Annotated in this window: 20 protein-coding genes, 1 tRNA gene and 1 riboswitch; of the genes, 8 read left to right on the top strand and 13 right to left on the bottom strand. The window is 71.1% G+C overall.

The window, feature by feature from the left end:
- The first annotated feature begins 49 nt into the window (after positions 1 to 49).
- Both ACTJK8_RS11885 and ACTJK8_RS11880 read left to right on the top strand, forming a co-directional pair.
- A complete protein-coding gene (locus tag ACTJK8_RS11885; protein ID WP_440761962.1) occupies positions 50 to 1,210 on the top strand; it encodes an SMP-30/gluconolactonase/LRE family protein in 1,161 nt (386 codons plus the stop codon).
- A gap of 6 nt (positions 1,211 to 1,216) precedes the next feature.
- Positions 1,217 to 1,660 carry an MEKHLA domain-containing protein gene (locus ACTJK8_RS11880; RefSeq protein ID WP_012321399.1) on the top strand — a complete coding sequence of 148 codons (444 nt, stop codon included), beginning with the start codon at positions 1,217 to 1,219 and terminating at the stop codon, positions 1,658 to 1,660.
- Positions 1,661 to 1,729: 69 nt separating this feature from the next.
- On the opposite strand, the gene crcB is transcribed toward ACTJK8_RS11880, so the two are convergent.
- From crcB to ACTJK8_RS11835, 9 genes are all read right to left on the bottom strand, one after another.
- Positions 1,730 to 2,161, bottom strand: coding sequence for a fluoride efflux transporter CrcB (gene crcB, locus ACTJK8_RS11875; protein WP_116656362.1), 432 nt, complete (start codon positions 2,159 to 2,161; stop codon positions 1,730 to 1,732).
- Positions 2,162 to 2,240: 79 nt separating this feature from the next.
- Positions 2,241 to 2,302: riboswitch (Fluoride riboswitch) on the bottom strand.
- Positions 2,303 to 2,367: 65 nt separating this feature from the next.
- Positions 2,368 to 3,348, bottom strand: a complete 981-nt coding sequence (locus tag ACTJK8_RS11870; RefSeq protein WP_012321397.1) for an ABC transporter ATP-binding protein — start codon at positions 3,346 to 3,348, stop codon at positions 2,368 to 2,370.
- Entirely contained in the window at positions 3,345 to 4,325 is a 981-nt protein-coding gene (locus tag ACTJK8_RS11865) for an ABC transporter ATP-binding protein (protein ID WP_440761961.1), read from the bottom strand. The genes ACTJK8_RS11870 and ACTJK8_RS11865 overlap by 4 nt, the downstream gene beginning before the upstream one ends.
- A complete protein-coding gene (locus tag ACTJK8_RS11860) occupies positions 4,322 to 5,293 on the bottom strand; it encodes an ABC transporter permease (protein WP_440761960.1) in 972 nt (323 codons plus the stop codon). The genes ACTJK8_RS11865 and ACTJK8_RS11860 overlap by 4 nt, the downstream gene beginning before the upstream one ends.
- Positions 5,294 to 5,318: 25 nt before the next feature.
- Positions 5,319 to 6,299, bottom strand: a complete 981-nt coding sequence (locus tag ACTJK8_RS11855) for an ABC transporter permease (RefSeq protein ID WP_440761959.1) — start codon at positions 6,297 to 6,299, stop codon at positions 5,319 to 5,321.
- Between the two features lie 9 nt (positions 6,300 to 6,308).
- Entirely contained in the window at positions 6,309 to 7,925 is a 1,617-nt protein-coding gene (locus ACTJK8_RS11850; protein WP_012321393.1) for an ABC transporter substrate-binding protein, read from the bottom strand.
- Between the two features lie 344 nt (positions 7,926 to 8,269).
- Complete coding sequence (locus ACTJK8_RS11845) at positions 8,270 to 11,428, bottom strand: multidrug efflux RND transporter permease subunit (protein WP_127992251.1); 3,159 nt, start codon at positions 11,426 to 11,428, stop codon at positions 8,270 to 8,272.
- Positions 11,429 to 11,446: 18 nt separating this feature from the next.
- Complete coding sequence (locus ACTJK8_RS11840; RefSeq protein WP_024828774.1) at positions 11,447 to 12,727, bottom strand: efflux RND transporter periplasmic adaptor subunit; 1,281 nt, start codon at positions 12,725 to 12,727, stop codon at positions 11,447 to 11,449.
- A gap of 156 nt (positions 12,728 to 12,883) precedes the next feature.
- Complete coding sequence (locus ACTJK8_RS11835) at positions 12,884 to 13,297, bottom strand: hypothetical protein (protein WP_024828775.1); 414 nt, start codon at positions 13,295 to 13,297, stop codon at positions 12,884 to 12,886.
- Between the two features lie 250 nt (positions 13,298 to 13,547).
- Between ACTJK8_RS11835 and ACTJK8_RS11830 the strand changes: the two genes are divergently transcribed.
- The 3 genes from ACTJK8_RS11830 (at position 13,548) to ACTJK8_RS11820 (ending at position 15,577) form a co-directional block, all read left to right on the top strand.
- Positions 13,548 to 14,111, top strand: a complete 564-nt coding sequence (locus ACTJK8_RS11830; RefSeq protein WP_012321389.1) for a L,D-transpeptidase — start codon at positions 13,548 to 13,550, stop codon at positions 14,109 to 14,111.
- 150 nt (positions 14,112 to 14,261) lie between these two features.
- Complete coding sequence (locus tag ACTJK8_RS11825; protein ID WP_440761958.1) at positions 14,262 to 14,810, top strand: formaldehyde-activating enzyme; 549 nt, start codon at positions 14,262 to 14,264, stop codon at positions 14,808 to 14,810.
- Between the two features lie 134 nt (positions 14,811 to 14,944).
- Positions 14,945 to 15,577, top strand: a complete 633-nt coding sequence (locus tag ACTJK8_RS11820; RefSeq protein ID WP_012321385.1) for an outer membrane protein — start codon at positions 14,945 to 14,947, stop codon at positions 15,575 to 15,577.
- A 53-nt stretch (positions 15,578 to 15,630) separates the two neighbouring features.
- On the opposite strand, the gene ACTJK8_RS11815 is transcribed toward ACTJK8_RS11820, so the two are convergent.
- Both ACTJK8_RS11815 and ACTJK8_RS11810 read right to left on the bottom strand, forming a co-directional pair.
- Entirely contained in the window at positions 15,631 to 16,674 is a 1,044-nt protein-coding gene (locus ACTJK8_RS11815) for a MaoC family dehydratase (protein WP_012321384.1), read from the bottom strand.
- A 12-nt stretch (positions 16,675 to 16,686) separates the two neighbouring features.
- Positions 16,687 to 16,989, bottom strand: a complete 303-nt coding sequence (locus tag ACTJK8_RS11810) for a YggT family protein (RefSeq protein ID WP_010684838.1) — start codon at positions 16,987 to 16,989, stop codon at positions 16,687 to 16,689.
- 123 nt (positions 16,990 to 17,112) lie between these two features.
- Between ACTJK8_RS11810 and ACTJK8_RS11805 the strand changes: the two genes are divergently transcribed.
- Both ACTJK8_RS11805 and ACTJK8_RS11800 read left to right on the top strand, forming a co-directional pair.
- A tRNA-Ala gene (locus ACTJK8_RS11805) sits at positions 17,113 to 17,188 on the top strand.
- 397 nt (positions 17,189 to 17,585) lie between these two features.
- On the top strand, positions 17,586 to 18,914 hold the full coding sequence (locus ACTJK8_RS11800) for an alpha-amylase family glycosyl hydrolase (protein ID WP_053621388.1): 1,329 nt from the start codon (positions 17,586 to 17,588) through the stop codon (positions 18,912 to 18,914).
- A gap of 51 nt (positions 18,915 to 18,965) precedes the next feature.
- On the opposite strand, the gene ACTJK8_RS11795 is transcribed toward ACTJK8_RS11800, so the two are convergent.
- The gene (locus ACTJK8_RS11795) at positions 18,966 to 19,337 is read right to left on the bottom strand and encodes a hypothetical protein (protein WP_012321382.1); all 372 of its coding nucleotides are present in this window, start codon (positions 19,335 to 19,337) and stop codon (positions 18,966 to 18,968) included.
- A gap of 406 nt (positions 19,338 to 19,743) precedes the next feature.
- A complete protein-coding gene (locus ACTJK8_RS11790; protein ID WP_440761957.1) occupies positions 19,744 to 20,211 on the bottom strand; it encodes an RNA polymerase subunit sigma-70 in 468 nt (155 codons plus the stop codon).
- A 260-nt stretch (positions 20,212 to 20,471) separates the two neighbouring features.
- Here ACTJK8_RS11790 and ACTJK8_RS11785 point away from each other — a divergent pair, with 260 nt between their 5' ends.
- Complete coding sequence (locus ACTJK8_RS11785; RefSeq protein ID WP_440761956.1) at positions 20,472 to 21,932, top strand: helix-turn-helix transcriptional regulator; 1,461 nt, start codon at positions 20,472 to 20,474, stop codon at positions 21,930 to 21,932.
- The last annotated feature ends 202 nt before the right edge of the window (positions 21,933 to 22,134 follow it).

Here is a 22,134-nt window from a genome sequence, read left to right as displayed (position 1 = left end):
AGCGGCGCGCCAAGGCCCTCGCCCCGACAAGCTCCGCGACAGGATCCCCATGCGCCTCGATCGCCGCCGCCTGCTCGGAACGGGTCTCGCGGCCCTCGCCGCCCCCGCGGCGCGCGCCGCGGCGCCGTCGCCCCCGACGAGCCGGCCGGTGGGGACGCTGGAGCTCGCCGTCGCGGCGGACGCGCCCTCGACCCCCACGGGGCTCGCCATCGCCCGGGGCAGCCGGATCTTCGTGATGATGCCGCGCTTCACCGGCGCCGAGCCGATCACCCTCGGCGAGGTGCTGCCCGACGGGTCGGTGAAGCCCTACCCGGACGCGGCGACCAACCGCCCGGATCCGGGGGCGCCGCAGGCGTCGCTGTTCCACGTCCCCAACGGCGTCTTCGACCGCCACGACACCCTCTGGGTGCTCGATGCCGGTCTGCCGGAGGGCAAGGGCCGGCCGGTGCCGGGCGGCGCGAAGATCCTGGCGATCGATATCGGCCGGAACAGCATCCGCCGGACGATCCCCCTCGACGCGGGCGTGGTTCCGGATTCCTCCCTGAACGACCTGCGGGTCGACGTGCGCGACGGCCGCGCGCTGGCCTACGTCACCGACCAGGGCCAGACCGGCGCGGGCGCGATCCTGGCGGTCGACCTCGACAGCGGGCGGGTGGTGCGGCGCCTCGCGGACCATGCCAGCACGCGATCCGAGGAGGGCCTGGTCAAGTTCGTGGAGCGCCGCCCCGTGATGGAGCGGAAGGGCGACGCGCCCGAGAAGAGCCCGAAGGGCGGCGCCAACGGCATCGCGATCAGCCCGGACGGCGGCCGCCTCTACTACGCGCCGCTGATGAGCCGGCGGCTCTACGCGGTCGAGACCGCGGCCCTGCGCGACCCGGACGTCCCGGACGCGGCCGTGGCCGCCGCGGTCCGGGATCTCGGCGAGAAGGGCATGACCGGGGGACTGACGACCGATTCCGAGGACCGGGTCTATCTCAGCCTGCAGGAGCACAACGCGGTCGGCCGGCGCCTGCCGGACGGCACCGTGGAGGTGCTGGCCGCCGACGACCGGCTGGTCTGGGCCGACACCTTCTGGATTACCCCGGACCGTTGGCTCTATATCTCGGCGGCCCAGGTCAACCGGCGGCCGGAATTCAACCGCGGCCGGGACCTGCAGCAGCCGCCCTACGCGATCCTGCGCATGCGCATCGACGCGGACCCAGTCCTGTAGCGGATCATGACGGACCTCTCGCACGACCCGGACTTCTTCGCCCTGCTCACCGGCAGCTACGCGCGGCGACTCGGCGAGTCCCTGGTGCCGGCGGGAGCCGACGCGGACTGGCTCTACGCGGAGGCCCCCTTCGCGGTGCTCGCCCATGACGGCGGCGCGGATCCGCGCTTCGTCTACGCCAACCGGACCGCGCAGGCCTGCTTCGGCTACGCGTGGGACGAACTCGTCGGCCTGCCCTCGCGGCTCTCGGCCGAGGCTCCCGAGCGGGCCGAGCGGCAGCGGCTCCTCGACGCGGTCACCCGGGACGGCTTCAGCCGCGGCTATCGCGGCCTGCGGATCGCCAAGGACGGACGGCGCTTCTGGATCGACCAGGCGGTGGTCTGGCAGCTCGACCGCGACGGCGCGACGGTGGGCCAGGCCGCGACCTTCGCGCAGTGGCGCGACGCGTGAGGGCCGGGCCGCGCCGGGGCCCGTGAGCCCCGCGGCGGCCCATGCCCGCCGTTGCGGGTCGCCGTCCGGTCAGCCGTCCTCCTCGATGCTCACCTGGGCGATCTGCACGGCGCCGCCGTTCCAGTGGGCCGCCACGACGTGGCCCAGCGCGACCGCGAGGACGCAGAGCACCACCGAGGCGCACACGTTCACCATGGCGCGGACCACCGCGCCGTTCCGCATGAGGTCGAGGGTCTGGAGGCTGAACGACGAGAAGGTCGTGTAGCCGCCGCAGAGCCCGATCATCACGAACAGGCGCACGTTCTCGGAGACCGGGAATCGCCCCTGCGCCAGGGTCAGCGTGCCGAACAGGCCGATGATGAACGAGCCGGTCACGTTGATGAGGATCGTGCCCCAGGGCAGGTCGCGGCTGATGGGCAGCGCCAGCACCGAGACGACGTAGCGGGCCAGCGTGCCGAGGGCTCCGCCGATCATGACCAGGATGCAGGTGGTGAAGGACATGCGCGCTCCAGTTCGTCGGGCGGGCATGAGAAACCCGCCGTCGCGGCGGGTGCTTGCAAGACGCACTCCCACCGCCGGTTTCGCGGTAGGAGTCATCAGCCCTGACGGGCGGTTTCGGGGAACTCCATCCCCATCGGGACGGGCCATAGCGCCTGCCCGGGCCGAGCGCAACGGCAGGCCGCGGGCGGCCGCTCAGTGCCGGTCCCTCAGGCGCGCCCCTCCTGCACGGCGTGGCAGGCGACGCCGTCGAGGAGCGCCGGCACCTCGGTCCGGCAGCGGTCGTTGGCCAGCGGGCAGCGCGGGTGGAAGGTGCACCCGGGCGGCGGGTCGATCGGGTTCGGGATCTCGCCCGAGACCGGCACCCGGGCGCGGCCGACATGGGCGAGGTCGGGCACCGCGTCGAGGAGCATCCGCGTGTAGGGGTGGCGGGGCGTCGCGAACAGGTCCTTGGCGGACGCGACTTCCACGAGGCGGCCGAGATACATCACCCCCACCCGGGTCGCCATGTGGCGGACCACGGCGAGGTTGTGGGAGATGAACAGGTAGGTCAGCCCGAGCCGGTCCTGCAGGTCGCGCATCAGGTTGAGGATCTGCGCCTGGACCGAGACGTCGAGCGCGGAGGTCGGCTCGTCGCCCACCAGGAACTCGGCCTGGCTCGCCAGCGCCCGGGCGATCGCCACCCGCTGGCGCTGGCCGCCGGAGAATTCGTGCGGGTATTTCCGCGCGTCGTCGGCGTGGAGCCCGACGAGGCCCAACAGTTCGCTCACCCGGGCGCGGATCGCCCCCTCGCCGTGGATCAGGTTGAAGGCCCGGATCGGCTCGGCGATGATCTTCCCCACCCGCCAGCGCGGGTTCATGGACGCGTAGGGGTCCTGGAAGATCATCTGGATGCGCGCGCGCAGGCGCCGCCGGGCCGCGGCCTGGCGCGGGTCGGTCATCGAGACGCCAGTGATCGTCACCTCGCCCGCACTCGGCGGCAGCAGGCCGACCACCATGCGGGCCACCGTCGACTTGCCGGAACCGGATTCGCCGACGATCGCGAAGGTCTCGCCCTTCTCGATCGCGAAGCCGACGCGGTCGACCGCCGTGAGGAATTTCCGGGGCTCGCGCTCGATCACCCGGTTGAGCCAGGGCTTCGAGACGTCGAACCGGCGGCGCAGGTCGGTGACTTCGACGTAGGCGCTCACGCCGCTTGCTCCGCTGCATCGTACAGGTGACAGGCCACCCGGCTCGCGTCGACCGGGATCGGCTCCGGCCGCTCGACCCGGCAGCGGGCAAAGACCTTCGGGCAGCGCGGATTGAAGGCGCAGCCCTTCGGGATGGCGGTGAGCCGCGGCATCGAGCCGGGGATCTGGCTCAGCCGGTCGGCCTCCTGCGACAGGGTCGGGATCGCCCCCATCAGGCCGACCGCGTAGGGGTGGTGGGGCTTGGCGATCACCGAGGCGACGGGGCCGATCTCGGCGACGCGCCCGGCATACATCACCGCCACCCGGTCGGCGGCCTCGGCGATCACGCCCATGTCGTGGGTCACCAGCATCACGGCGGTGCCGTGCTCGCGGCAGAGGCGCTTCAGGAGCGTGATGATCTGGGCCTGGACCGAGACGTCCAGAGCCGTGGTCGGCTCGTCGGCGATGATCAGCTCCGGCTCGGCCGCGAGCGCGAGGGCGATCACCACCCGCTGGCGCATGCCGCCGGAGAATTCGTGCGGGTAGCCGTCGATGCGCCGCTCGGGCGCCGGGATGCCGACCTCGGCCAGGAGGTCGATGGCGCGGGTGCGGGCGGCCTTGGCGGACAGGTCCGTGTGGGTGCGCAGGGTCTCGACGATCTGGTCGCCCACCCGGAACAGCGGGTCGAGCGAGGTCAGCGGATCCTGGAAGATCATGCCGATGCGCCGGCCCCGCACGCGCCGCATCGCCTCCGGGGAGAGGTTGTCGATGCGCTCGCCGCGCAGGCGGATCTCGCCGCCGGCGATCCGGCCGGGCCGGTCGATGAGCCCGATCACCGCCGAGCCGGTCACCGACTTGCCGGCCCCGGATTCGCCGACGACGCCCAGGATCTCGCCGCGGCCGATGTCGAACGAGACCCGGTCGATGGCGGTGAGCGGCCCGCGGCGGGTGTCGAAGGCGACCGTCAGGTCGCGCACGGAGAGGACGGTGTCGCTCATTGCAGCTTCGGATTGAGCGCGTCGCGCAGCCAATCCCCCAGGAGGTTGATGGCGATGACGAGCCCGGCGAGCGCCAGCCCCGGGAAGGCGACGATCCACCACTCGCCGGAGAACAGGAACCGGTTGCCGGTGCGGATCAGGGTACCCAGCGACGGCATGGTCTCGGGCAGGCCGGTGCCGAGGAACGACAGGGTCGCCTCGGTGATGATCGCGAGCGCGAGGTTGATCGTCGCGATCACGAAGACCGGGCCGGTGACGTTCGGCAGGACGTGGCGGACCATGATCACCGGCGGCGACAGGCCGATCAGCCGCGCCGCCTGGACGTAGTCCTTGCCCTTCTCGACCATCACGGAGGAGCGCACGGTCCGGGCGTACTGCACCCAGAAGGACAGGCCGATCGAGACCACGATCAGCCCGATCAGCGGCCCGACATCCAGCGCGCTGCCGAAGCTCGCCTTGGCGACGCCGTCGACCACCAGGGCGATCAGGATCGCCGGGAAGGTGAGCTGCACGTCGGCGACCCGCATGATCAGCGTGTCGAGGAAGCCGCCCGCGTAGCCGGCGATCAGGCCGAGCGCGATGCCGAGGATCCCGGAGGTCACCACCCCGAGCACGCCGACGATCAGCGACAGGCGCAGGCCGTACAGCACCGCCGAGAGCACGTCCCGGCCCTGGTCGTCGGTGCCGAGATAGTACGGCGCCTGCCCGTCCGCCTGCCAGATCGGCGGCAGGTTGGAGTTGATCAGGTCGAGCTGGGCCGGGTCGTAGGGGTTCTGCGGCGCGATCCACGGCGACGCGAAGGCGAGCCCGACCATCAGCACGGTGGCGACCAGCGCCGCCACAGCGGTTTTCGAGCGCAGGAAGTTCGCCAGCAGGTCGGACTCGCGCCAGCGCGCGAGCCGCGAAGGCTTCGCCTCCGGCAATGGGACCGGCGGGGCATCGCCGGCATCGAGGTCGTATCCGCTCATCGGCAGATCTTCATGTCAGCGGCCCTCACGCCGTCCGCCCGGCGGGCAGCCGCAGGCGCGGGTCCACCACCGTGTAGAGGATGTCGACCACGAGATTGATGGTCACGAAGATCAGCGCGACGAGCAGCAGGTACGCGGACATGATCGGGATATCGACGTTCTGCACGGCCTGGACGAAGAGCAGGCCCATGCCGGGCCACTGGAACACCGTCTCGGTGATGATCGAGAAGGCGATCACCGAGCCGAGCTGGAGGCCCGCGATGGTGATCACCGGCACCAGGGTGTTCTTCAGGGCGTGCCGCAGGTGGACGGCCCGGGTGGTCAGCCCCCGCGCCCGGGCGAAGCGGATGTAGTCGGTGCGCAGGACCTCCAGCATCTCGGCGCGCACGAGCCGCATGATCAGCGTCATCTGGAACAGGCCGAGCGTCACCGAGGGCAGGATCAGCGCCTTGAGCCCGGAGGCGGTGAGGAAGCCGGTGGTCCACCAGCCGAGCCGGACCGTGTCGCCCCGCCCGTAGGAGGGCAGCCAGCCGAGCGTCACCGAGAACAGGTAGATCAGGAGGATGCCGATCAGGAAGGTCGGCAGGCTGATCCCGATCAGCGAGACCGCCTGGAACAGCCCGGCGAGCCAGGACTCGCGGAAGAGCGCGCAGTACACGCCCATCAGGATCCCCACCACCAGGGCGAAGACCGTGGCGCAGAAGGCGAGCTCCAGCGTCGCCGGCATGCGCTCGGCCAAGAGCTGCGAGACCGGCTGCCGGAACTGGTACGAGATGCCGAACTGGCCCCGCACCACGTTGCCGGCATAGCGGACGAACTGGACCAGCACCGGATCGTCGAGGCCCAGATCCGTCCGGATCTGGGCCCGCTCGGCCACGGTGGTGTCGGGGCCGACGATCTGGTTCACGGGATCGCCCGCGAACCGGAACATCGCGAAGGTGATGAGCCCGACGACCGCGAGGACCGCGGCCGCCTGGATCACCCGGCGCAGCAGGAAGGCGAGCACGCCGCGCTCCTACTGCGGGTCCTTCGACACCCAGTAGAGCAGGAGCAGGTTGTCGGCGCGCTGGGTCAGGTGGACCTTCTTGGAGACGCCCCAGGCGAGCGCCTGCTGGTGCAGCGGGATGTAACCCCAGTCGGCGTTGAGGACGTCGAAGCCCTCCTTGATCAGGGCGTCGCGCTTGGTCTTGTCGGTCTCGCCCTCGACCTTGTCGGCGATCTCGTCGATCTTCGGATCGCAGTAGCCCGCGAGGTTCCAGCCGCCGCGGCCCGACTTGTCGCCGGGCTTCCGGCAGCCGACGATCTCGTAGAGGATGTTGTGGCTGTCGAGCGAGGACGGGGTCCAGCCGAGCAGGTAGAACGAGGTGTCGTAGTTCGGCGCCAGAACCTTGGCGAAGTACTTGGCCTTCGGCTGGGCGTTCAGGTTCACCTTGACGTTGATACGCGCCAGCATTGAGACCACCGCCTGGCAGATCGCCTCGTCGTTGACGTAGCGGTCGTTGGGGCAGTCCATGGTGAGCGAGAACCCGTCCGGGTAGCCCGCCTGGGCCATCAGCTCCTTGGCCTTCTTCAGGTCGGTGGCCGGGCGCTTGAACTCGGCGCCGCGGTCGTAGAGGGCCGGGGCGATCATCAGCGCGGAGGGCACCGCCTGCCCGCGCATCACGCGCTTGGCGATCGTGTCCTCGTCGATGGCGAGGTAGAAGGCCTCGCGGACCTTGATGTCCTTGAACGGGTTCTTGCCCTTGACGCTCGAATCCTTCAGCTCGTCCCGGTCCTGATCCATGCCGAGGAAGATCGTGCGCAACTCAGGCCCGGCCATCACGGTGGCGGTGCCGCTGGCATTGACCCGCTGCTGGTCCTGCAGCGGCACGGGGTCGATCCAGTCGACCTCGCCGGAGAGCAGCGCCGCGACGCGGGTCGCCGGGTTGGCGATGGTGGTCAGCACCGCCTCGTCGAGGTTCGACTCGACCTTGCCCCAGTAGCCGTCGAACTTCTTGAAGACGGTCTTCACGCCGGGCTGGTGCTCGGCGATCACGAACGGGCCGGTGCCGTTCTCGTGGAGCGTCGCGTAGCTCGGGCTGGTGGCGCTGGGCGGCGTCGGCTGGACGACGCCGTTCTTCTCGGACCACGCCTTCGACATGATCACCCAGGTCGGGAACTGGGCGATGGCGATGGGGTTCGGCTTCTTCAGCACCATGTCGACGGTGTAGTCGTCGACCTTCACGAACTCGGCGTCGGCGGGCACGTTGGTCGTGAAGTTCGAGCCCGGCGCGCGGACGCGCTGGGCGGAGAAGATCACGTCGTCGGCGGTGAACGGCGAGCCGTCGTGGAACTTGACGTTCTTGCGCAGGTGGAAGCGCCAGCGGGTCGGCTCGGGCGTCTCCCAGGATTCCGCGAGGGCGGGCGCGAATTTCAGGTTCTTGTCGAGGGTGACGAGGGGCTCGTAGGCCGCCTCCTGCATTCCTTCCGTGAAGCTCTCCTTGAGGGAGTAGGGATCGAGGGATTTCAGGTCACCCTGGAAGGCGAAGCGGAAGACGTTGGCGGCCTGCGCGGGCAGCGCGGCGAACGCGAACGTCGCGACCGCGACCGCGGACACGCCGCGGGCGAGAATCTTCAGGGCTGAACGGGACAAGCGGATCTCCGAGACCGTGAATGCGCCACCGGCCGGCAGCCCCGGCGGTGTCCACCGCGGCGACAGCAAGCTTCGGACCAGCTGTATACAAGACGATGGCCGAGCCTGTCGCGGCTGCGCGACATGAGTCGCCTTGCAAAGCGCGTTTTCCCCGCTTCATCGCCATGTCCGATCGATGGCTGTGACGCGCCCCGTCTTTGCGAGCGCAGCGAGGCGAGCCAGGGCGGCGCCACGCCTCGCGGCGTCGTGCGACCCTGGGTCACTACTCTCCGCCCGTGATGACGGAGCGGCCGGCACCCAACGAAGACGTCGACCGGACGCCAGAGCGCACGGCCGAGGCCGGCCTACTCGGCCGCCACGCGCGCCGGCTCGTGCCGCGTCTCCGCCTCGGCCCGCTCGCCCTCCGCCACCGCCTTGCGCCGGAACAGGCGCATGACGACGACGAAGAACACCGGCACGAAGAACACCGCCAGCACGGTCGCGGTGATCATGCCGCCCATCACGCCGGTGCCGATCGCCTGCTGGCTCTTCGAGGCGGCGCCGGTGGCGATGGCCAGCGGCACCACGCCGAAGATGAAGGCGAGCGAGGTCATCACGATCGGCCGGAACCGGAGCGTCGCGGCCTCGATCGCCGCCCGCACCACGGAGGTGCCGGGCTTCCAGAGGTCGCGGGCGAACTCCACGATCAGGATCGCGTTCTTGGCCGAGAGGCCGATGATCGTGATCAGCCCGATCTTGAAGTACACGTCGTTGGGCATGCCGCGCAGGTACACGGCCGCCACCGCGCCGATGACGCCGAGCGGGATCACCAGCATCACCGAGACCGGGATCGCCCAGCTCTCGTAGAGCGCGGCGAGGCACAGGAACACGATCAGCACCGACAGGGCGAGCAGCAGGCTCGCCTGGCTGCCCGCCTGCTTCTCCTGGTAGGACTGGCCCGTCCAGGCGTAGCCGAAGCCCTTGGGCAGCTGCAGCATCAGCCGCTCCATCTCGGCGATCGCGTCGCCCGACGTGTAGCCGGGGTTCGGCTCGCCGGTGAAGCGCACCGACTGGTAGCCGTTGAAGCCGACGATCTGGCTCGGCCCCATGCTCCATTTCAGCTCCGCGAAGGACGACATCGGCACCATCGTGTTGGTGGCGTTCTTCACCGCGTAGTTGAGGATGTCCGCCGCGTTCATGCGCTGGAGCTGCTCGGCCTGGACGTAGACGCGCTGCATCTTGCCGCGGTTGGGGAAGTCGTTCGGGTAGACCGAGCCGAGGTTGAGCTGGATCGTGTTGTTGATGTCCTCGAACTTCACGCCGAGCGCCGCCGCCTTCTCGCGGTCGATGACCAGCTCCGCCTGCGGGGTCGGCGGCAGGCCCTCGATCTTCACCTTCTGCAGGACCGGGCTCTGCTGCGCGAGCTTCAGGAGCTGCTCCTGGGCCGAGAGCAGGGCCGCGTAGCCGCGGTTCGCCCGGTCCTGCAGGCGGAACGAGAAGCCCGCCGCGTTGCCGAGGTTGTCGACCGGCGGCGGCTCCTGGGCGTCCACCGTGGCGTCGCGGTAGCTGGCGAGCGCCGCGTTGGTGCCGGCCACGAGGGCGGCGGCCGAGTTCTTGGCGTCGCGCTCGGACCAGGGCTTCAGGGTCACGAAGGCTTGGCTGGTGCTCGGGGCCTGGCCGGAGAACGAGAAGCCGTTCAGCATCGTCACGGTGGCGACGCCGGGCTGCGCCAGCAGGTGCTCCTCGACCTTGCGCACCGCCTCCTGGGTGCGGTTGTAGGAGGCGCCCGGGGGCGTCTGGACGTCGACCGTGAAGAAGCCCTGGTCCTCCACCGGCAGGAAGCCCTCCGGCAGGTTGACGAAGGCGTAGGCCGTGCCCGCCACGAGCGCGACGTAGACCAGCATCACCCGACCGGACTTCCGGATGAACGCCGCGGTGCCGCGGCCGTAGCGGGCGGTCTCCCGGTCGACGAACCGGTTGAACATCCCGAACACGCCGCCCTTGGCGTGGCCGTGGCCCTTCTCGATCGGCTTCAGGAAGGTCGCGCAGAGCGCCGGCGTCAGCGACAGGGCGAGCAGCGCCGAGAAGGCGATGGAGGTCACCATCGCGATCGAGAACTGTCGGTAGATGATGCCCACCGAGCCGGGGAAGAACGCCATCGGGATGAACACCGCCACCAGCACCAGGGTGATGCCGATGATCGCGCCGGTGATCTGCCCCATGGCCTTCTTGGTGGCCTCCTTGGGGGGCAGCCCCTCCTCGTTCATGATCCGCTCGACGTTCTCGACCACCACGATGGCGTCGTCGACCAGGATGCCGATGGCCAGCACCATGCCGAACATGGTGAGCACGTTCACCGAGAAGCCCGAGATCCACATCACCGTGACGGTGCCCATGAGGGCGATCGGCACCACGATGGTGGGGATCAGGGTGTAGCGGATGTTCTGCAGGAACAGGAACATCACGAGGAAGACCAGCACCACCGCCTCGACGAGCGTGTGCAGCACCTTCTCGATGGAGGCCTCCACCGCCGGGGTGATGTCGTAGGGGATGTCCCACTTCAGGTCCGGCGGGAAGAACTGGGACAGCTCCACCATCTTGGCGCGGATCGCCTTGGCGGTCTCGAGCGCGTTGCCGTCGGGGGCGAGCGTCACCGAGATGCCGGCGGCGGGGCCGCCGTTCAGCCGGGTCGAGAACTGGTAGGCGTCACCGCCGAGCTCGATCCGGGCGACGTCGCGCAGGCGCACGTTCGAGCCGTCGGGATTGGCCCGCAGCACGATGGCGCCGAACTCCTCGATCGTGCCGAGCTGGCCCTTCACGATGATCGGCACGGTGAGCGCCTGCCGGGTCGGGCTCGGCTGCGCGCCGACCGAGCCGGAGGCGACCTGGACATTCTGGTTGCGGATCGCGTCGGTGACGTCCGAGGCGCTGAGCGAGAGGCCGCGCAGCTTGTCGGGATCGACCCAGACGCGCAGCGACCGCTCGGTGGAGTAGAGCGTCGCGCGCCCGACCCCGGGGATGCGCCGGATCTCGTTGATGACGTTGCGGATCAGGAAGTCGCCGAGGCCGACCTCGTCCATCGACCCGTCGGTGGAGACGAGGGTGATGATGTTGAGGGTCGCGGCCGAGGCCTCCTCCACCAGGATGCCCTGCTGGCGCACTTCCGCGGGCAGGCGCGCCTCGACGCGCTTCAGCCGGTTCTGCACCTCGACCGAGGCGAGCGACGGGTCGGTGCCCGGCTGGAAGGTGGCGGTGATGTTGACCGAGCCGAACGAGTCGGTGGTCGACTCGAAGCTCATGATGTTGGCGGCGCCGTTGAGCTCATCCTCGATGAGCCGGGTCGTGCCGATGTAGAGGCTCTCCACCGAGGCCCCCGGATAGGCCGTGGACAGGGCGATGGAGGGGGGCGCGATCACCGGGTACTGCGCCACCGGCAGGTTCGGGATCGCGAGGGCGCCGCCCAGGCAGATGAACAGCGCCACCACCCAGGCGAAGACCGGGCGGTCGATGAAGAAGCGTGCCATGATCGGGCTCTCCCGGACTCAGCGGCGCTGCTGGACGGCGGCGGCCCGCGGGGCGACCTCCGCCTTGTCGCCCGGCACGTCGGGGGCCTCGTCGGTGTCGTGCTTCGGTCCGGTCTCGCCGTGGACCGGGGTCTGGTCGAGGGGCTTCACCTTGGCGCCGACAGTGATCTTCTGGAAGCCGTCGATGATGACGCGCTCGCCGGCCTTGAGGCCCGAACGGATCAGCCAGTTCTGCCCGACCACCGGCCCGACCTCGACGGGCTGGCGCATCACGGTCTCGTCGGCGCGCACGATCCAGACCTCGGCGCGGCCGTCGTCGGTGCGCTGGATCGCCTGCTGCGGCACCGCGATCGCGTCGGAATCGATGCCCTGCTTGATCCGCGCCCGCACGTACATGCCGGGGAACAGCTCGTCGTGCGGGTTCGGGAACTGGACCCGCAGGGTCACCTGGCCGGTGCTCGGATCGGCGGTGACGTCCGAGAACAGCAGCCGACCGGCCAGCGGGTAGAGCGAGCCGTCGTCCATGATCAGGTGGACGTTGGCGGTGTTGTCCTCGAGCCGCGCCAGCTCGCCGCTGGCGAGGTCCCGGCGCAGGCGGTTCAGTTCGCCAACCGACTGGGTGATGTCGACGTAGATCGGGTCGAGCTGCTGGATCGTGGCGAGCGCGCCGGTGGAGCCCGGCTCGATCAGGGTACCCTCGGTGAGCAGCGCCCGGCCGATGCGGCCGGTGATCGGCGCGCGCACGTCGGTCCAGCCGAGGTTGAGCTGCGCCCGGTCGCGGGTCGCCTTGGCGCCGGCCACCTCGGCCTCCGCCTGCTTCTTGGCCGCGAAGGCGGCGTCGTACTGCGCCTGGCTCGCGGTGGCGCGGGAGAGCAGCTGCTCGAGCCGGTCCGCCTGCTGGCGGGCGAGCACCAGGGCGGCCTCCTGGCGGGCGAGGGCCGCCTCGGCGCTGGCGAGCTCGACCTCGTAGGGCGCCGGGTCGATCTTGTAGAGGATGTCACCCTCCTTGACCTGGCTGCCCTGCTCGAAGAGCCGCTTGACCACGAGCCCGGAGACCCGGGAGCGGACCTCGGCGATGCGCATCGGCGCGACGCGGCCCGGCAGGTCGCGCAGGTACGGGATCGCCTGGGGCTCCACCTTGACGAACCCGACTTCCGGCACCGGCGGGGTCGGCGCGGCGACCTGCTTCGGGTTGCAGGCGGCGACGCCCAGCAGGAGCAGGGCCGCGGGCAGGAGGGCGGTCGCGCGGGCCGAGGCGCGGAACGACGACGGGATTCTGGCGGACAAAGTGCGGGTCACGATTACCGACGCTCCTGAAAGCATGCGTCTGCTGAGGCTGGCGCGGAGCATGGGCCCGCGCATCGTCGAGTCAGATCCCGGGACCGGTCACGGGGCCGGTCAGACGAAGATCAGGACGAGCGCGCCTTCATGCCGGCCGCGAGACCGGGGCGCGCGTCAGGCCCGGCGTGGAGGCCGGTGCGGCGAACCGTCCGGCGCGGAGGCCGGCACGCTGTCGGACCTGTAATCGAACGATGCGGAGACAGTGTGACGCGGGCGCGGCGCGTCGACCGGCGGGCGCGGCAGCCCCAGTTCGGTGGGGATCTCGCTGTCGGCGGCGCAGAGATCGGTGCGGCCGAAGACCGACCGCTTGGCCTCGGGCTGCGCGTCCGGCGCGCCGGACAGGACCGTCAGGCGCGGGCTCGCGACGGCGCAGGCCGGGCCCTCCGCCCGCGCGGTCTCGGCCCGCGCGGGCACAGCCGCCAGCGCGACCGTCGCGAGGACGAGCAGCGCCAGCGCGGCGAGGCCCCTGGCGAGGCGGTCCGGCAGGTCCGCGACGCGGCGGGCCAGAAGGGCGGCGGATCGGATCACGGATCTGAGATAAGCATGGCTGTCGCCGCGCGCAATCACCCACGGCGTCGCGCCACCCGCCCAGTGTTGCGCGCAGCACACATCTACGCCCGGAAGTGTCCATGCCGGCGACCCGGCCTCAACCTTGCCGTGAAGTCCGGGCCGGCTGGCCCGATGCGCGCAGGGTTCTCGCGCGGGCCCGGGCCATGTCTGCCAAGGTCCGCAAAGGTCCGCGAGAACCCGCGCCGCCACGAACGGAGGACGGAAGACGATGTCGAGACGGATCGCGCTACTCGGGCTCGCGGGCCTGCTGCTCGGGAGCGCCCCGGCGGCGGCCGCCAACCCGCTGGACAGGGGTCCGATCGCGGACTTCCTCAACATCTTCCGCAGCCAGGCGATCCCGCGCGAGACGGTGGCGTGGACCGGCAAGGAGAAGCCCGGCACCATCGTGGTCTCGACCCGCCAGCGCCGGCTCTACTACGTGCTCGGCGGCGGCGCGGCGGTCCGCTACGGCGTGGGCGTCGGGCGGCAGGGCTTCTCGTGGTCCGGCACCAAGACCGTCACCATGAAGAAGGAATGGCCGGACTGGCGCCCGCCGCAGCAGATGCTGGCCCGCCGCCCCGACCTGCCGCGCTACATGGCCGGCGGCCAGGACAACCCGCTGGGCGCCCGCGCCCTCTATCTCGGCTCCTCGCTCTACCGCATCCACGGGTCGAACGAGCCCGAGACGATGGGCGCGGCGGTCTCCTCCGGCTGCATCCGCATGACCAACAAGGACGTGGTCGACCTCTACGACCGGGTTCGCGTCGGTACCAAGGTCGTCGTGCGCGACTGACCCGGCGGCCGCGACGGCCGCCCCCTCCTCCGGCGCCGCGGAGCCGCCACGGGTGGCGCGCGCCCGCCCGCGTCGACAGGTCCGGCGAGCCGGTGTTAGGTGCCGCGCCGTCGGGCAGAGCGGGATCGCCCGACCTTGACGAGGGACAGCATGAACGAGCGCATCATCCTGCGGGCCGGGGAGGCCCTGGTGGCGGGCGGACCGCCCAACACCGCCTCCGAGCCCGAGGTCATCATCGGCGAGCTCGACGGGCCGGTCGGCACCGCCCTGGCCACGCTCACCGGCGATCAGGTCGTCGGGCACAGCCGCGTCTTCGCCCTGCTCAACACCGACATCATGGTCCGCCCGGTCACCCTGTGCGTGTCCAAGGTCAGCGTCACCGAGAGCAAGTACACCTCGATCCTGATGGGCACCGTCCAGTTCGCCATCGCCAACGGCGTCCTGGATGCCGTGCGCGCCGGCTACATCCCCAAGCACAAGGCCAACGACCTCGGCATCATCTGCTCGGTCTGGCTCAGCCCCGGCGTCATCGAGGCCCAGCACGTCGACCACAAGGCCCTGTTCGACATCCAGCGCAGGGGCATGACCGAGGCCATCCGCAAGGCCATGACCAACGAGCCCTCGATCGACTGGCTCCTCGAGAACCAGGACAAGATCACCCACAAGTACTACCAGATGAGCCTCGACGGAAAAATCTGAGCGCCCGGCCCCGCGGCGATCGCCCGCCCGCCGCCGCGGCCCCGGCCGGCGACGGGCGGGCGGGACGCGCACGATTCCGCGGGAGGGCACGGCCAAGCCTGTCGCGACCCGACGCCTTCGGGTAGGATGGCGGCATGAGCAGACGCGCCGATTCCCGTCCGTTCCGCCGCCTCGCGGCCGGCCTCGTGCTCGGGGCCTGCTGGCTCCCGGCAGGCCCCGCCGCCGCCCAGGCGCTGTTCTGGCCGTCCATCGGCTTCGCGCCGCTGCCCTCCTTCGCGTGGCCGCAGATGCCCGAGGACGCGTACGGCCGCTGGACCGGCTCCTACGCCCGCCTCTCGACCGGCTACGCGGTCAGCACGTCCCGGCATTTCGGCAGCTATTCGGGACCGACCGTCGGGTTCGAGGGCGGCCGGATGTGGCAGGAGGGCCCGATCCTCTACGGCATCAGCGGCGGGTTCGATTACCTGGCCGGCCTCGGCGGCAACCTCACGCCGGGCTACGGGCGGCTCGCCTATTCCAACGACTTCGCCGGATCGCTGGAGGTGAAGGTCGGCACCCTCGTCGCGCCGGACGTCCTGGTCTACGCCAAGACCGGCGCCCTGGCCCTGCACCAGACGCTGCGCGTCGGGCCGACCCCGGGGTCGCTGCCGTTCACGCGCCAGGACATCGCGGTGCGGCCGGTCGCCGGCGTGGGCGTCGAGTGGGCGGTCACGGACCGCCTCTCGCTGGCGGTCGAGGCGGGCGTGGTCGGCGGCGGGATCCGCTGAGGCGCCCCCGCCGGTCCCGCCTTGCGGCGCGGCGACCGAGGCGCCGCGGCCGCCTACTTCGGCACGAACGCCCAGTAGTCGAGGTCGAGGATCACCGCCGGGTCGTAGCCGTCGCCGGCGCGGTCCGGGAAGGCACCGCAGGGTTGGTTCTTGGTGGCGACCGTGCGCAGGCGCAGGAGCCCGACATCGTCGCGGCCGACATCGGCGGTCGCCAGCACCTCGCTCCAGGCATAGACCGTGTCGCCGGAAAACAGCGGCGCCACGTGGCGGCCGGCGTTGATGCCCGCGAGGGCGAAGGCGTTGCCGAGCCCGTTGAAGCTCAGCGCCCGCGCCAGCGAGATCACGTGGCCGCCGTAGATCAGGCGCCGGCCGAAGCGGGTGTCCTTGGCGGCCAGCCCGTCGAAATGCACCTTGGCGGTGTTCTGGAACAGGCGCGTGGCGATCTGGTGCTCGGCCTCCTCGACGGTCATGCCGTCGACGTGGTCGATCTTCTCACCCACCGCGTAATCCGCGAAGCGGTGCGGGCTGCCGGCGAGGTCGGTGTCGTAGGCGGCGGCCGAGAGCTTCGGCAGGGCGCCCGCGAGGTCCTGCGGGTCGACCACCTTGGCGAGGCTCGGCACGTGCTCCTCGGCGATCGCCGCCTCCGGGTCGCGCTTGCGCACGAGCACCCAGCGGCAATAGCTCAGCACGGTCTCGCCGCGCTCGTCGGACCCCACCGAGCGGACATAGACCACGCCGGTCTGCCGGTTCGAGCTCTCCTTGAGGCCGATCACCTCCGACACCGTGGAGAGCGTCTCGCCCGGATAGACCGGCCGCCGGAACCCGCCCTCGGCGTAGCCGAGATTGGCCAGCGCGTTGAGGGAGACGTCCGGGACGGTCTTGCCGAACACCATGTGGAAGGTGAGCAGGTCGTCGAGCGGGCTCTTCGGGTAGCCGATGGCCCGGGCGAAGGCGTCCGACGACTGCACGGCGAAGCGCGGACCGTAGAGGCCGGTGTAGAGCGCCACGTCGCCCACCGTCACGGTGCGCGGGGTGGCGTGGCGGATGGTCTCGCCGAGGCGGAAATCCTCGAAGAAGCGGCCGGGATTCGTCTTCACGGGCGGGCAGTCCTACTGCGCGTAAACGTAGGTGGCGGGCACGGCGTACTCGTGCAGCAGGCGGCTGATGAACAGCAGCAGCAGGATCAGGATGATCGGCGAGATGTCGACGCCGCCGAGATTGGGCAGCAGGTTGCGGATCGGCCGCAGCACCGGCTCGGTCAGCCGGTAGAGCACCTCGCCGATCTGCGCGACGATCGGGTTGCGCACGTTCACCACGTTGAACGCCACCAGCCAGCTGAGAACCGCGCTCGCGATGAGGACGTAGATGAAAAGCTGGACGACCGTGTCGAAGAGCCAGATCAGGGCGTTCATGCGGGTCCGCGCGTGTCCTTCGGGGCGCCCGCACCCGGGCGCCGGAGCGGCGCGCGGCGGGCGACGTTGAAACAGGGAATTGACAGGCCGAGCCGCCCGCGCCTACAAGGCCGGCGCCTCGACGGGGCTGTAGCTCAGATGGGAGAGCGCCGCAATCGCACTGCGGAGGTCAGGGGTTCGAATCCCCTCAGCTCCACCAGGCTTTCCTGGTGACAAGTCAGCACCCCGGCGCCGCGGCGATACCGCTGTCGCGGCCGGGACTTAGCGGCGGTCGGCGGAGATCTTCCCGCGCCCCGCGCCACCCACCCGATCTCGAATTCCGAGCCGCTCGCGGCCCGTGACCGCGCCCGCCGCCACGCCCGGATCCGACCTGTCGGAGGATCGCCGCACCGCGTGCCGACGCGCCACGACGGCGCTCGCCCGCGCCGCGGAGGCGCGCGTCCCGGACGGCGCCGCTTCGTCGAACGGGGAAACCGGCGGTCGAGGCCGCGGCCGGGGCGGCCAAGATCCCGCTCCTGCACCGGCGCCCGCACCGGCGCCTGCAACCATCGCGGCGCGACGGGGTTCGGTCCCGATTGGCAGTGGACGGAGGTCGGGTGGCGTCCTGGATCGAACAGACTGTCTGGTGGCAGGTCTTTCCCCTCGGCTTCGTCGGGGCCCCCCAGGAGGCCGAGCCCGCCGCCCCGGTCACGCACCGCCTCTCCCACCTGCACGGCTGGCTCGACTACGCGGTCGAGCTCGGCGCGTCCGGGCTGGCGCTCGGGCCGATCTTCGCGGCCTCCACGCACGGCTACGACACGGTCGACCATTTCCGCATCGACCCGCGCCTGGGCGACGAGGCCGATTTCGACGCGCTGATCGCGGCGGCCCGGGCCCGCGGCCTCCGGGTCCTGCTCGACGGCGTGTTCAACCATGTCGGGCGGGCCCACCCCGCCTTCCAGGACGTCCTGCGGCACGGGCCCGGATCCGAGCGGGCCGGCTGGTTCAGGCTGTCCTGGCCGCGGGGCTCCGGCCCGGGCATCGAGCCGGACTACGCCTGCTTCGAGGGGCACCGGCAGCTCGTCACGCTCAACCACGACGATCCGCGCGTCGCCGACCACGTCGCCGCCGTCATGGGCCACTGGATCGCCCGGGGCGCCGACGGCTGGCGGCTGGACGCGGCCTACGCGGTGCCGCCGCGCTTCTGGGCGCGCGTCCTGCGGCAGGTCCGCCTCGCGCATCCGGAGGCCTACGTTGTCGGCGAGGTGATCCACGGCGATTACGCCCGGATCGTGCAGGACAGCGGCCTGGACGCGGTGACCCAGTACGAGCTGTGGAAGGCGATCTGGAGCGCCCTCAACGATCGCAACCTGTTCGAGCTGGCTCACGCCCTGGACCGGCACAACGGCTATCTCGACCGGTTCGCGCCCCTGACCTTCGTGGGCAACCACGACGTGACGCGGATCGCGAGCCGGCTCACGGACGAGCGGCACCTGCCGCACGCGCTGGCGATCCTGCTGACCTGCGGCGGGACGCCCTCGATCTACGCCGGCGACGAGCAGGCCTTCCGCGGCGTGAAGGAGGAGCGGGTCGGCGGCGACGACGCCATCCGGCCGGCCTTCCCGCCGACGCCCGCGGATCTCGCCCCGTACGGCTGGCCGGTCTACCGGCTGCACCAGGATCTGATCGCCCTCCGGCGGCGCCAGGGCGGGCTGCACCGCGCGCGGGCGCGGACGCTGCACCTCGCCAACGCAGAGCTCGTGCTCGCGCTGGGCGACGGGCGCGCGCGGGTGATGACGGCCCTGAACCTCGCCGACGCGGCCGCGACGCTGCCGGTGCCGGAGGCCCGGGCGATCGAGGCCGGCGGCGGCGACCTCGCCGAGGCCGGCGGTGCCGGGGCCCGCGTGACCCTGCCGGCCCACGGCTGGGCCATCCTGAGCGTCTGACCGTGCGGCGCACCGGGTCGGCGAAGGACCGGCCGCCGCCGGCCCCGAGCCCTAGCTGGTGCGGCGGGCCGTCCAGCGCCCCGCGCAGGCGCCGAGCCCCGAGAGCGTCCAGCGGCCGGTCCCGGCGGACCCGCGCAGGCGGCCCGAGACCGAGACGCTGGCGAGCCCCTTGCGGATCGTGCCGGTGATCCGGCCATCCGCCCCGGCCCGTCCGGAGGCGTCGACGCCGTTGCCGCCGGCGTCGTCCACGGCCCCGTCCCGGATGACGATGGGATAGCTGTAGGGGCCCGTGCAGCTCCCGCTCTCCGCGGTGGCGATGACCGACCAGGACCCGTCGAACCGGTTGGCCGCGGCGGCTCCCGTCGCGGTGCAGACCGCGACGATCAGGGCGGGCGCGAGCAGTGCAGCGCGAAATCGGGTCATGATCTCCTCTGTGGTGATCTCGGGTGGGAGGCATCCCCGCAGGGCGACCCCGTCGGGCGGTCCGGCGCGTGGGGAGCCGTCGGCCGGGACAGGCCGTTCCGAAGCCCCGCGCCCGGGGCGCGGGCCGGCGGAGGGAAGGGCAACGGGCCGGACGCGCGCCCGGAGCGGCGCGGGCGCCCGGCCTCGCGGCCGTGCCGGACAAGAGGGCCATCCGCCCGGCACAACCTCGAAGAAAGGGTCCGGAACCCGCCGACACCCGAGGGCGCACGGCGCGTTCCACGTTCGCGATATGGGGCCTAACACACTCATGTGAATGAGAGATTTTTACCAGTACGCCGCTTTTCTCACACGACGCCGCGGCGTCCGCGGTACGGCGAGACGTGGGCCGGCGCCACGGTGGACCGCTTCAGCAGACATGCCGGTTTACAGCGCGCGTGCCGGCCGGCCCGGCGCGGAGCGCCGCCGACCTGACATCGTCGGGATCCGGCGCCGCGAAGCGGTACGCCACGCGGCCGCTGACGGGGCGGCTGCGCAGGATCGTGACGAGCCGATCGGGCATCCCGGTGCCGCTCCGGAACTCCGCCCGGCGCTCCCAGGCCTTCAGGAGGGTGAGCCGCACGAGGTCGTCTCCCTGGACGTCGCCCGCGATGGCGTCGCGGATCAGCGTCAGCGCGCGGCGGCGCAGATCCGGCACGGCCTCGATCAGCGCCGCTCCGAAGCCGGCGGGGACCTGCCCCTCGGACTCCGCGGCGGCCGCGGCCTCCGACAGGCGGCCGAGCAGGCGCCCTAAGCGCGAATTTTCGTCGAGATCTGCAACTTCTGGAAAATCCTGCCGCAGACTCGTTCCGGATCGGATGCCCGATCCGGAGATCACGACCTCGTGCTCCGCGGCGCTCCGCAATGGTCGGTCAATATCCTGCGCGTTCGGCATGGCCACGTCTGCTGAGAAGGGGGCCGAGATCGCGCGGGAACGGCGTCGCGGCGCTGCGAGCACTCATCTTTGGCCCAAATCGCCCGCGTCAATGATGCGCGTATACCAGGAAAATAACTTAGATGAAGGAACCGGCTTGTGCGCAACCCGTTTGTGCCCCGCTGCCGCGAGGGCAGTGATGGCAGGCGGGGGGCGCGGGAGCTGTGACGGCGGGGGTCGACAGGCATGAGCTCCGGCAGATCATCGCCGGGTTGAGCGAGGGCGTGATCCTGGTCGAGCCCGACCAGACCATCGCCTACGCCAACGCCGCCGCCCTGGCGATGCACGGCGCCCAGAGCCTCGACGAGCTCGGCCCCACCGTCGACGCCTACCGCGACCGCTTCTGCCTGCGCTACCGCAACCACATCGTGCCCAACCAGTACCCGATCGAGCGCGTCGTGGCCGGCGAGCGCTTCCACGACGTCGTGGTCGAGGTGCGGCGGGCCGACAGACCTGACGTGGACTTCGTCCACTCCCTGCGCAGCCTCGTGGCCACCGACCGCGACGGCAACCCGAGCTGCCTCGCCCTGATCCTCAAGGACGTCTCCGACCAGTTCGAGGCCGAGGAGCGGTTCGAGCGCACCTTCAACGCCAACCCGGCCCCGGCCGTGATCACGCGGCTGTCCGACCTGCGCCACGTCAAGGTCAACCACGGCTTCCTGGAGATGACCGGCCACACCCGCGACGCCGTCATCGGCCGCAGCGTCTACGAGGTCGACGTCCTGGCCGGCGCCCGCAACCGCGACCTCGCCGTCGCGCGCCTCAACGCCGGCGGCACGATCCCGCAGATGGAGGCCTGCCTCGACCTGCCCGACGGCGGCAGCCGCTTCGTGATCGTCGCCGGGCAGCCGATCGCGATGGGCGACGAGCCCTGCATGCTGTTCACCTTCGCCGACCTCGAGCTGCGCCGCAAAGCCGAGGCCGCGCTGCGCCAGAGCGAGGAGCGCTTCGCCACGGCGTTCCGGATGACGCCGGTGCCGACCGTGCTGGTGCGCGCCGACGACGGCCAGGTCACGGGCGTGAACGAGGCGTTCAGCCGGGTCTTCGGCCTGGGCGAGGACCGCGTCGTCGGCCGCTCGCTGGCGGAGGCCGGGCTGTGGGTCGCCGACAAGCAGCGCCTGCAGGTCGAGGCCGCGCTGGAGCGCCAGGGCTACGTGCTGGGCGTCGAGGTCTGCCTGCGCCACGAGAGCGGTGCGAACCTCGACTGCCTGGTCTCGGCCGAGCGGATCACGATCAACGAGACCGCCTTCGTGCTGCTGGTGCTGCAGGACATCACCGAGCGCAAGCACACCGAGCGGGAGCTGTTCGACGCGATCGAGACGGTGATGGCCGACACGTCGTGGTTCAGCCGCGGGCTGATCGAGAAGCTGGCCAACCTGCGCCGGCCGGGCCGGGAGGCGGGCGACGCGGTGGCGCCGAACCTGACGGTGCGCGAGCGCCAGATCCTCAACCTGATCTGCTCGGGGCTCAGCGACGACGCGATCGCGCGCAAGCTCGGCCTGTCGCGCAACACGGTGCGCAATCACGGCGCCGCGCTCTACCGCAAGATCGGCATCCACAAGCGCAGCGAGGCGGTCGTCTGGGGGCGCGAGAACGGTTTTCCCCTGAACATCTCTGACGGATAGATACCGCCATACTGGTACAACCACACCATTGATCGGCCACGCCCGGCGCACATCTTCCGGTCGGCCAGGGTTTTCTCACGCAGGACGGGGCGCCCATGACCGAAGACAGGAAGACACCCTCCGCCGAGCACCTCAAGGGCTCGGTGAAGGAGGCCATCGGCAAGCTGACCGGCGATGCCCGGGCGCAGACCGAGGGCCGGCG

Source organism: Methylobacterium sp. 22177, assembly GCF_052045615.1.
GTDB classification, from domain to species: Bacteria; Pseudomonadota; Alphaproteobacteria; order Rhizobiales; family Beijerinckiaceae; genus Methylobacterium; species Methylobacterium radiotolerans.
This window is presented reverse-complemented; position numbering and strand designations above follow the sequence as displayed.

Bases quoted from the DNA above. Each gene is read 5' to 3' on its own strand.
- ACTJK8_RS11885 (WP_440761962.1), top strand. From the start codon at position 50: ATGCGCCTCGATCGCCGCCGCCTGCTCGGAACGGGTCTCGCGGCCCTC.
- ACTJK8_RS11880 (WP_012321399.1), top strand. From the start codon at position 1,217: ATGACGGACCTCTCGCACGACCCGGACTTCTTCGCCCTGCTCACCGGC.
- crcB (WP_116656362.1), bottom strand. From the start codon at position 2,161: ATGTCCTTCACCACCTGCATCCTGGTCATGATCGGCGGAGCCCTCGGC.
- ACTJK8_RS11865 (WP_440761961.1), bottom strand. From the start codon at position 4,325: ATGAGCGACACCGTCCTCTCCGTGCGCGACCTGACGGTCGCCTTCGAC.
- ACTJK8_RS11860 (WP_440761960.1), bottom strand. From the start codon at position 5,293: ATGAGCGGATACGACCTCGATGCCGGCGATGCCCCGCCGGTCCCATTG.
- ACTJK8_RS11845 (WP_127992251.1), bottom strand. From the start codon at position 11,428: ATGGCACGCTTCTTCATCGACCGCCCGGTCTTCGCCTGGGTGGTGGCG.
- ACTJK8_RS11830 (WP_012321389.1), top strand. From the start codon at position 13,548: ATGTCGAGACGGATCGCGCTACTCGGGCTCGCGGGCCTGCTGCTCGGG.
- ACTJK8_RS11825 (WP_440761958.1), top strand. From the start codon at position 14,262: ATGAACGAGCGCATCATCCTGCGGGCCGGGGAGGCCCTGGTGGCGGGC.
- ACTJK8_RS11820 (WP_012321385.1), top strand. From the start codon at position 14,945: ATGAGCAGACGCGCCGATTCCCGTCCGTTCCGCCGCCTCGCGGCCGGC.
- ACTJK8_RS11810 (WP_010684838.1), bottom strand. From the start codon at position 16,989: ATGAACGCCCTGATCTGGCTCTTCGACACGGTCGTCCAGCTTTTCATC.
- ACTJK8_RS11795 (WP_012321382.1), bottom strand. From the start codon at position 19,337: ATGACCCGATTTCGCGCTGCACTGCTCGCGCCCGCCCTGATCGTCGCG.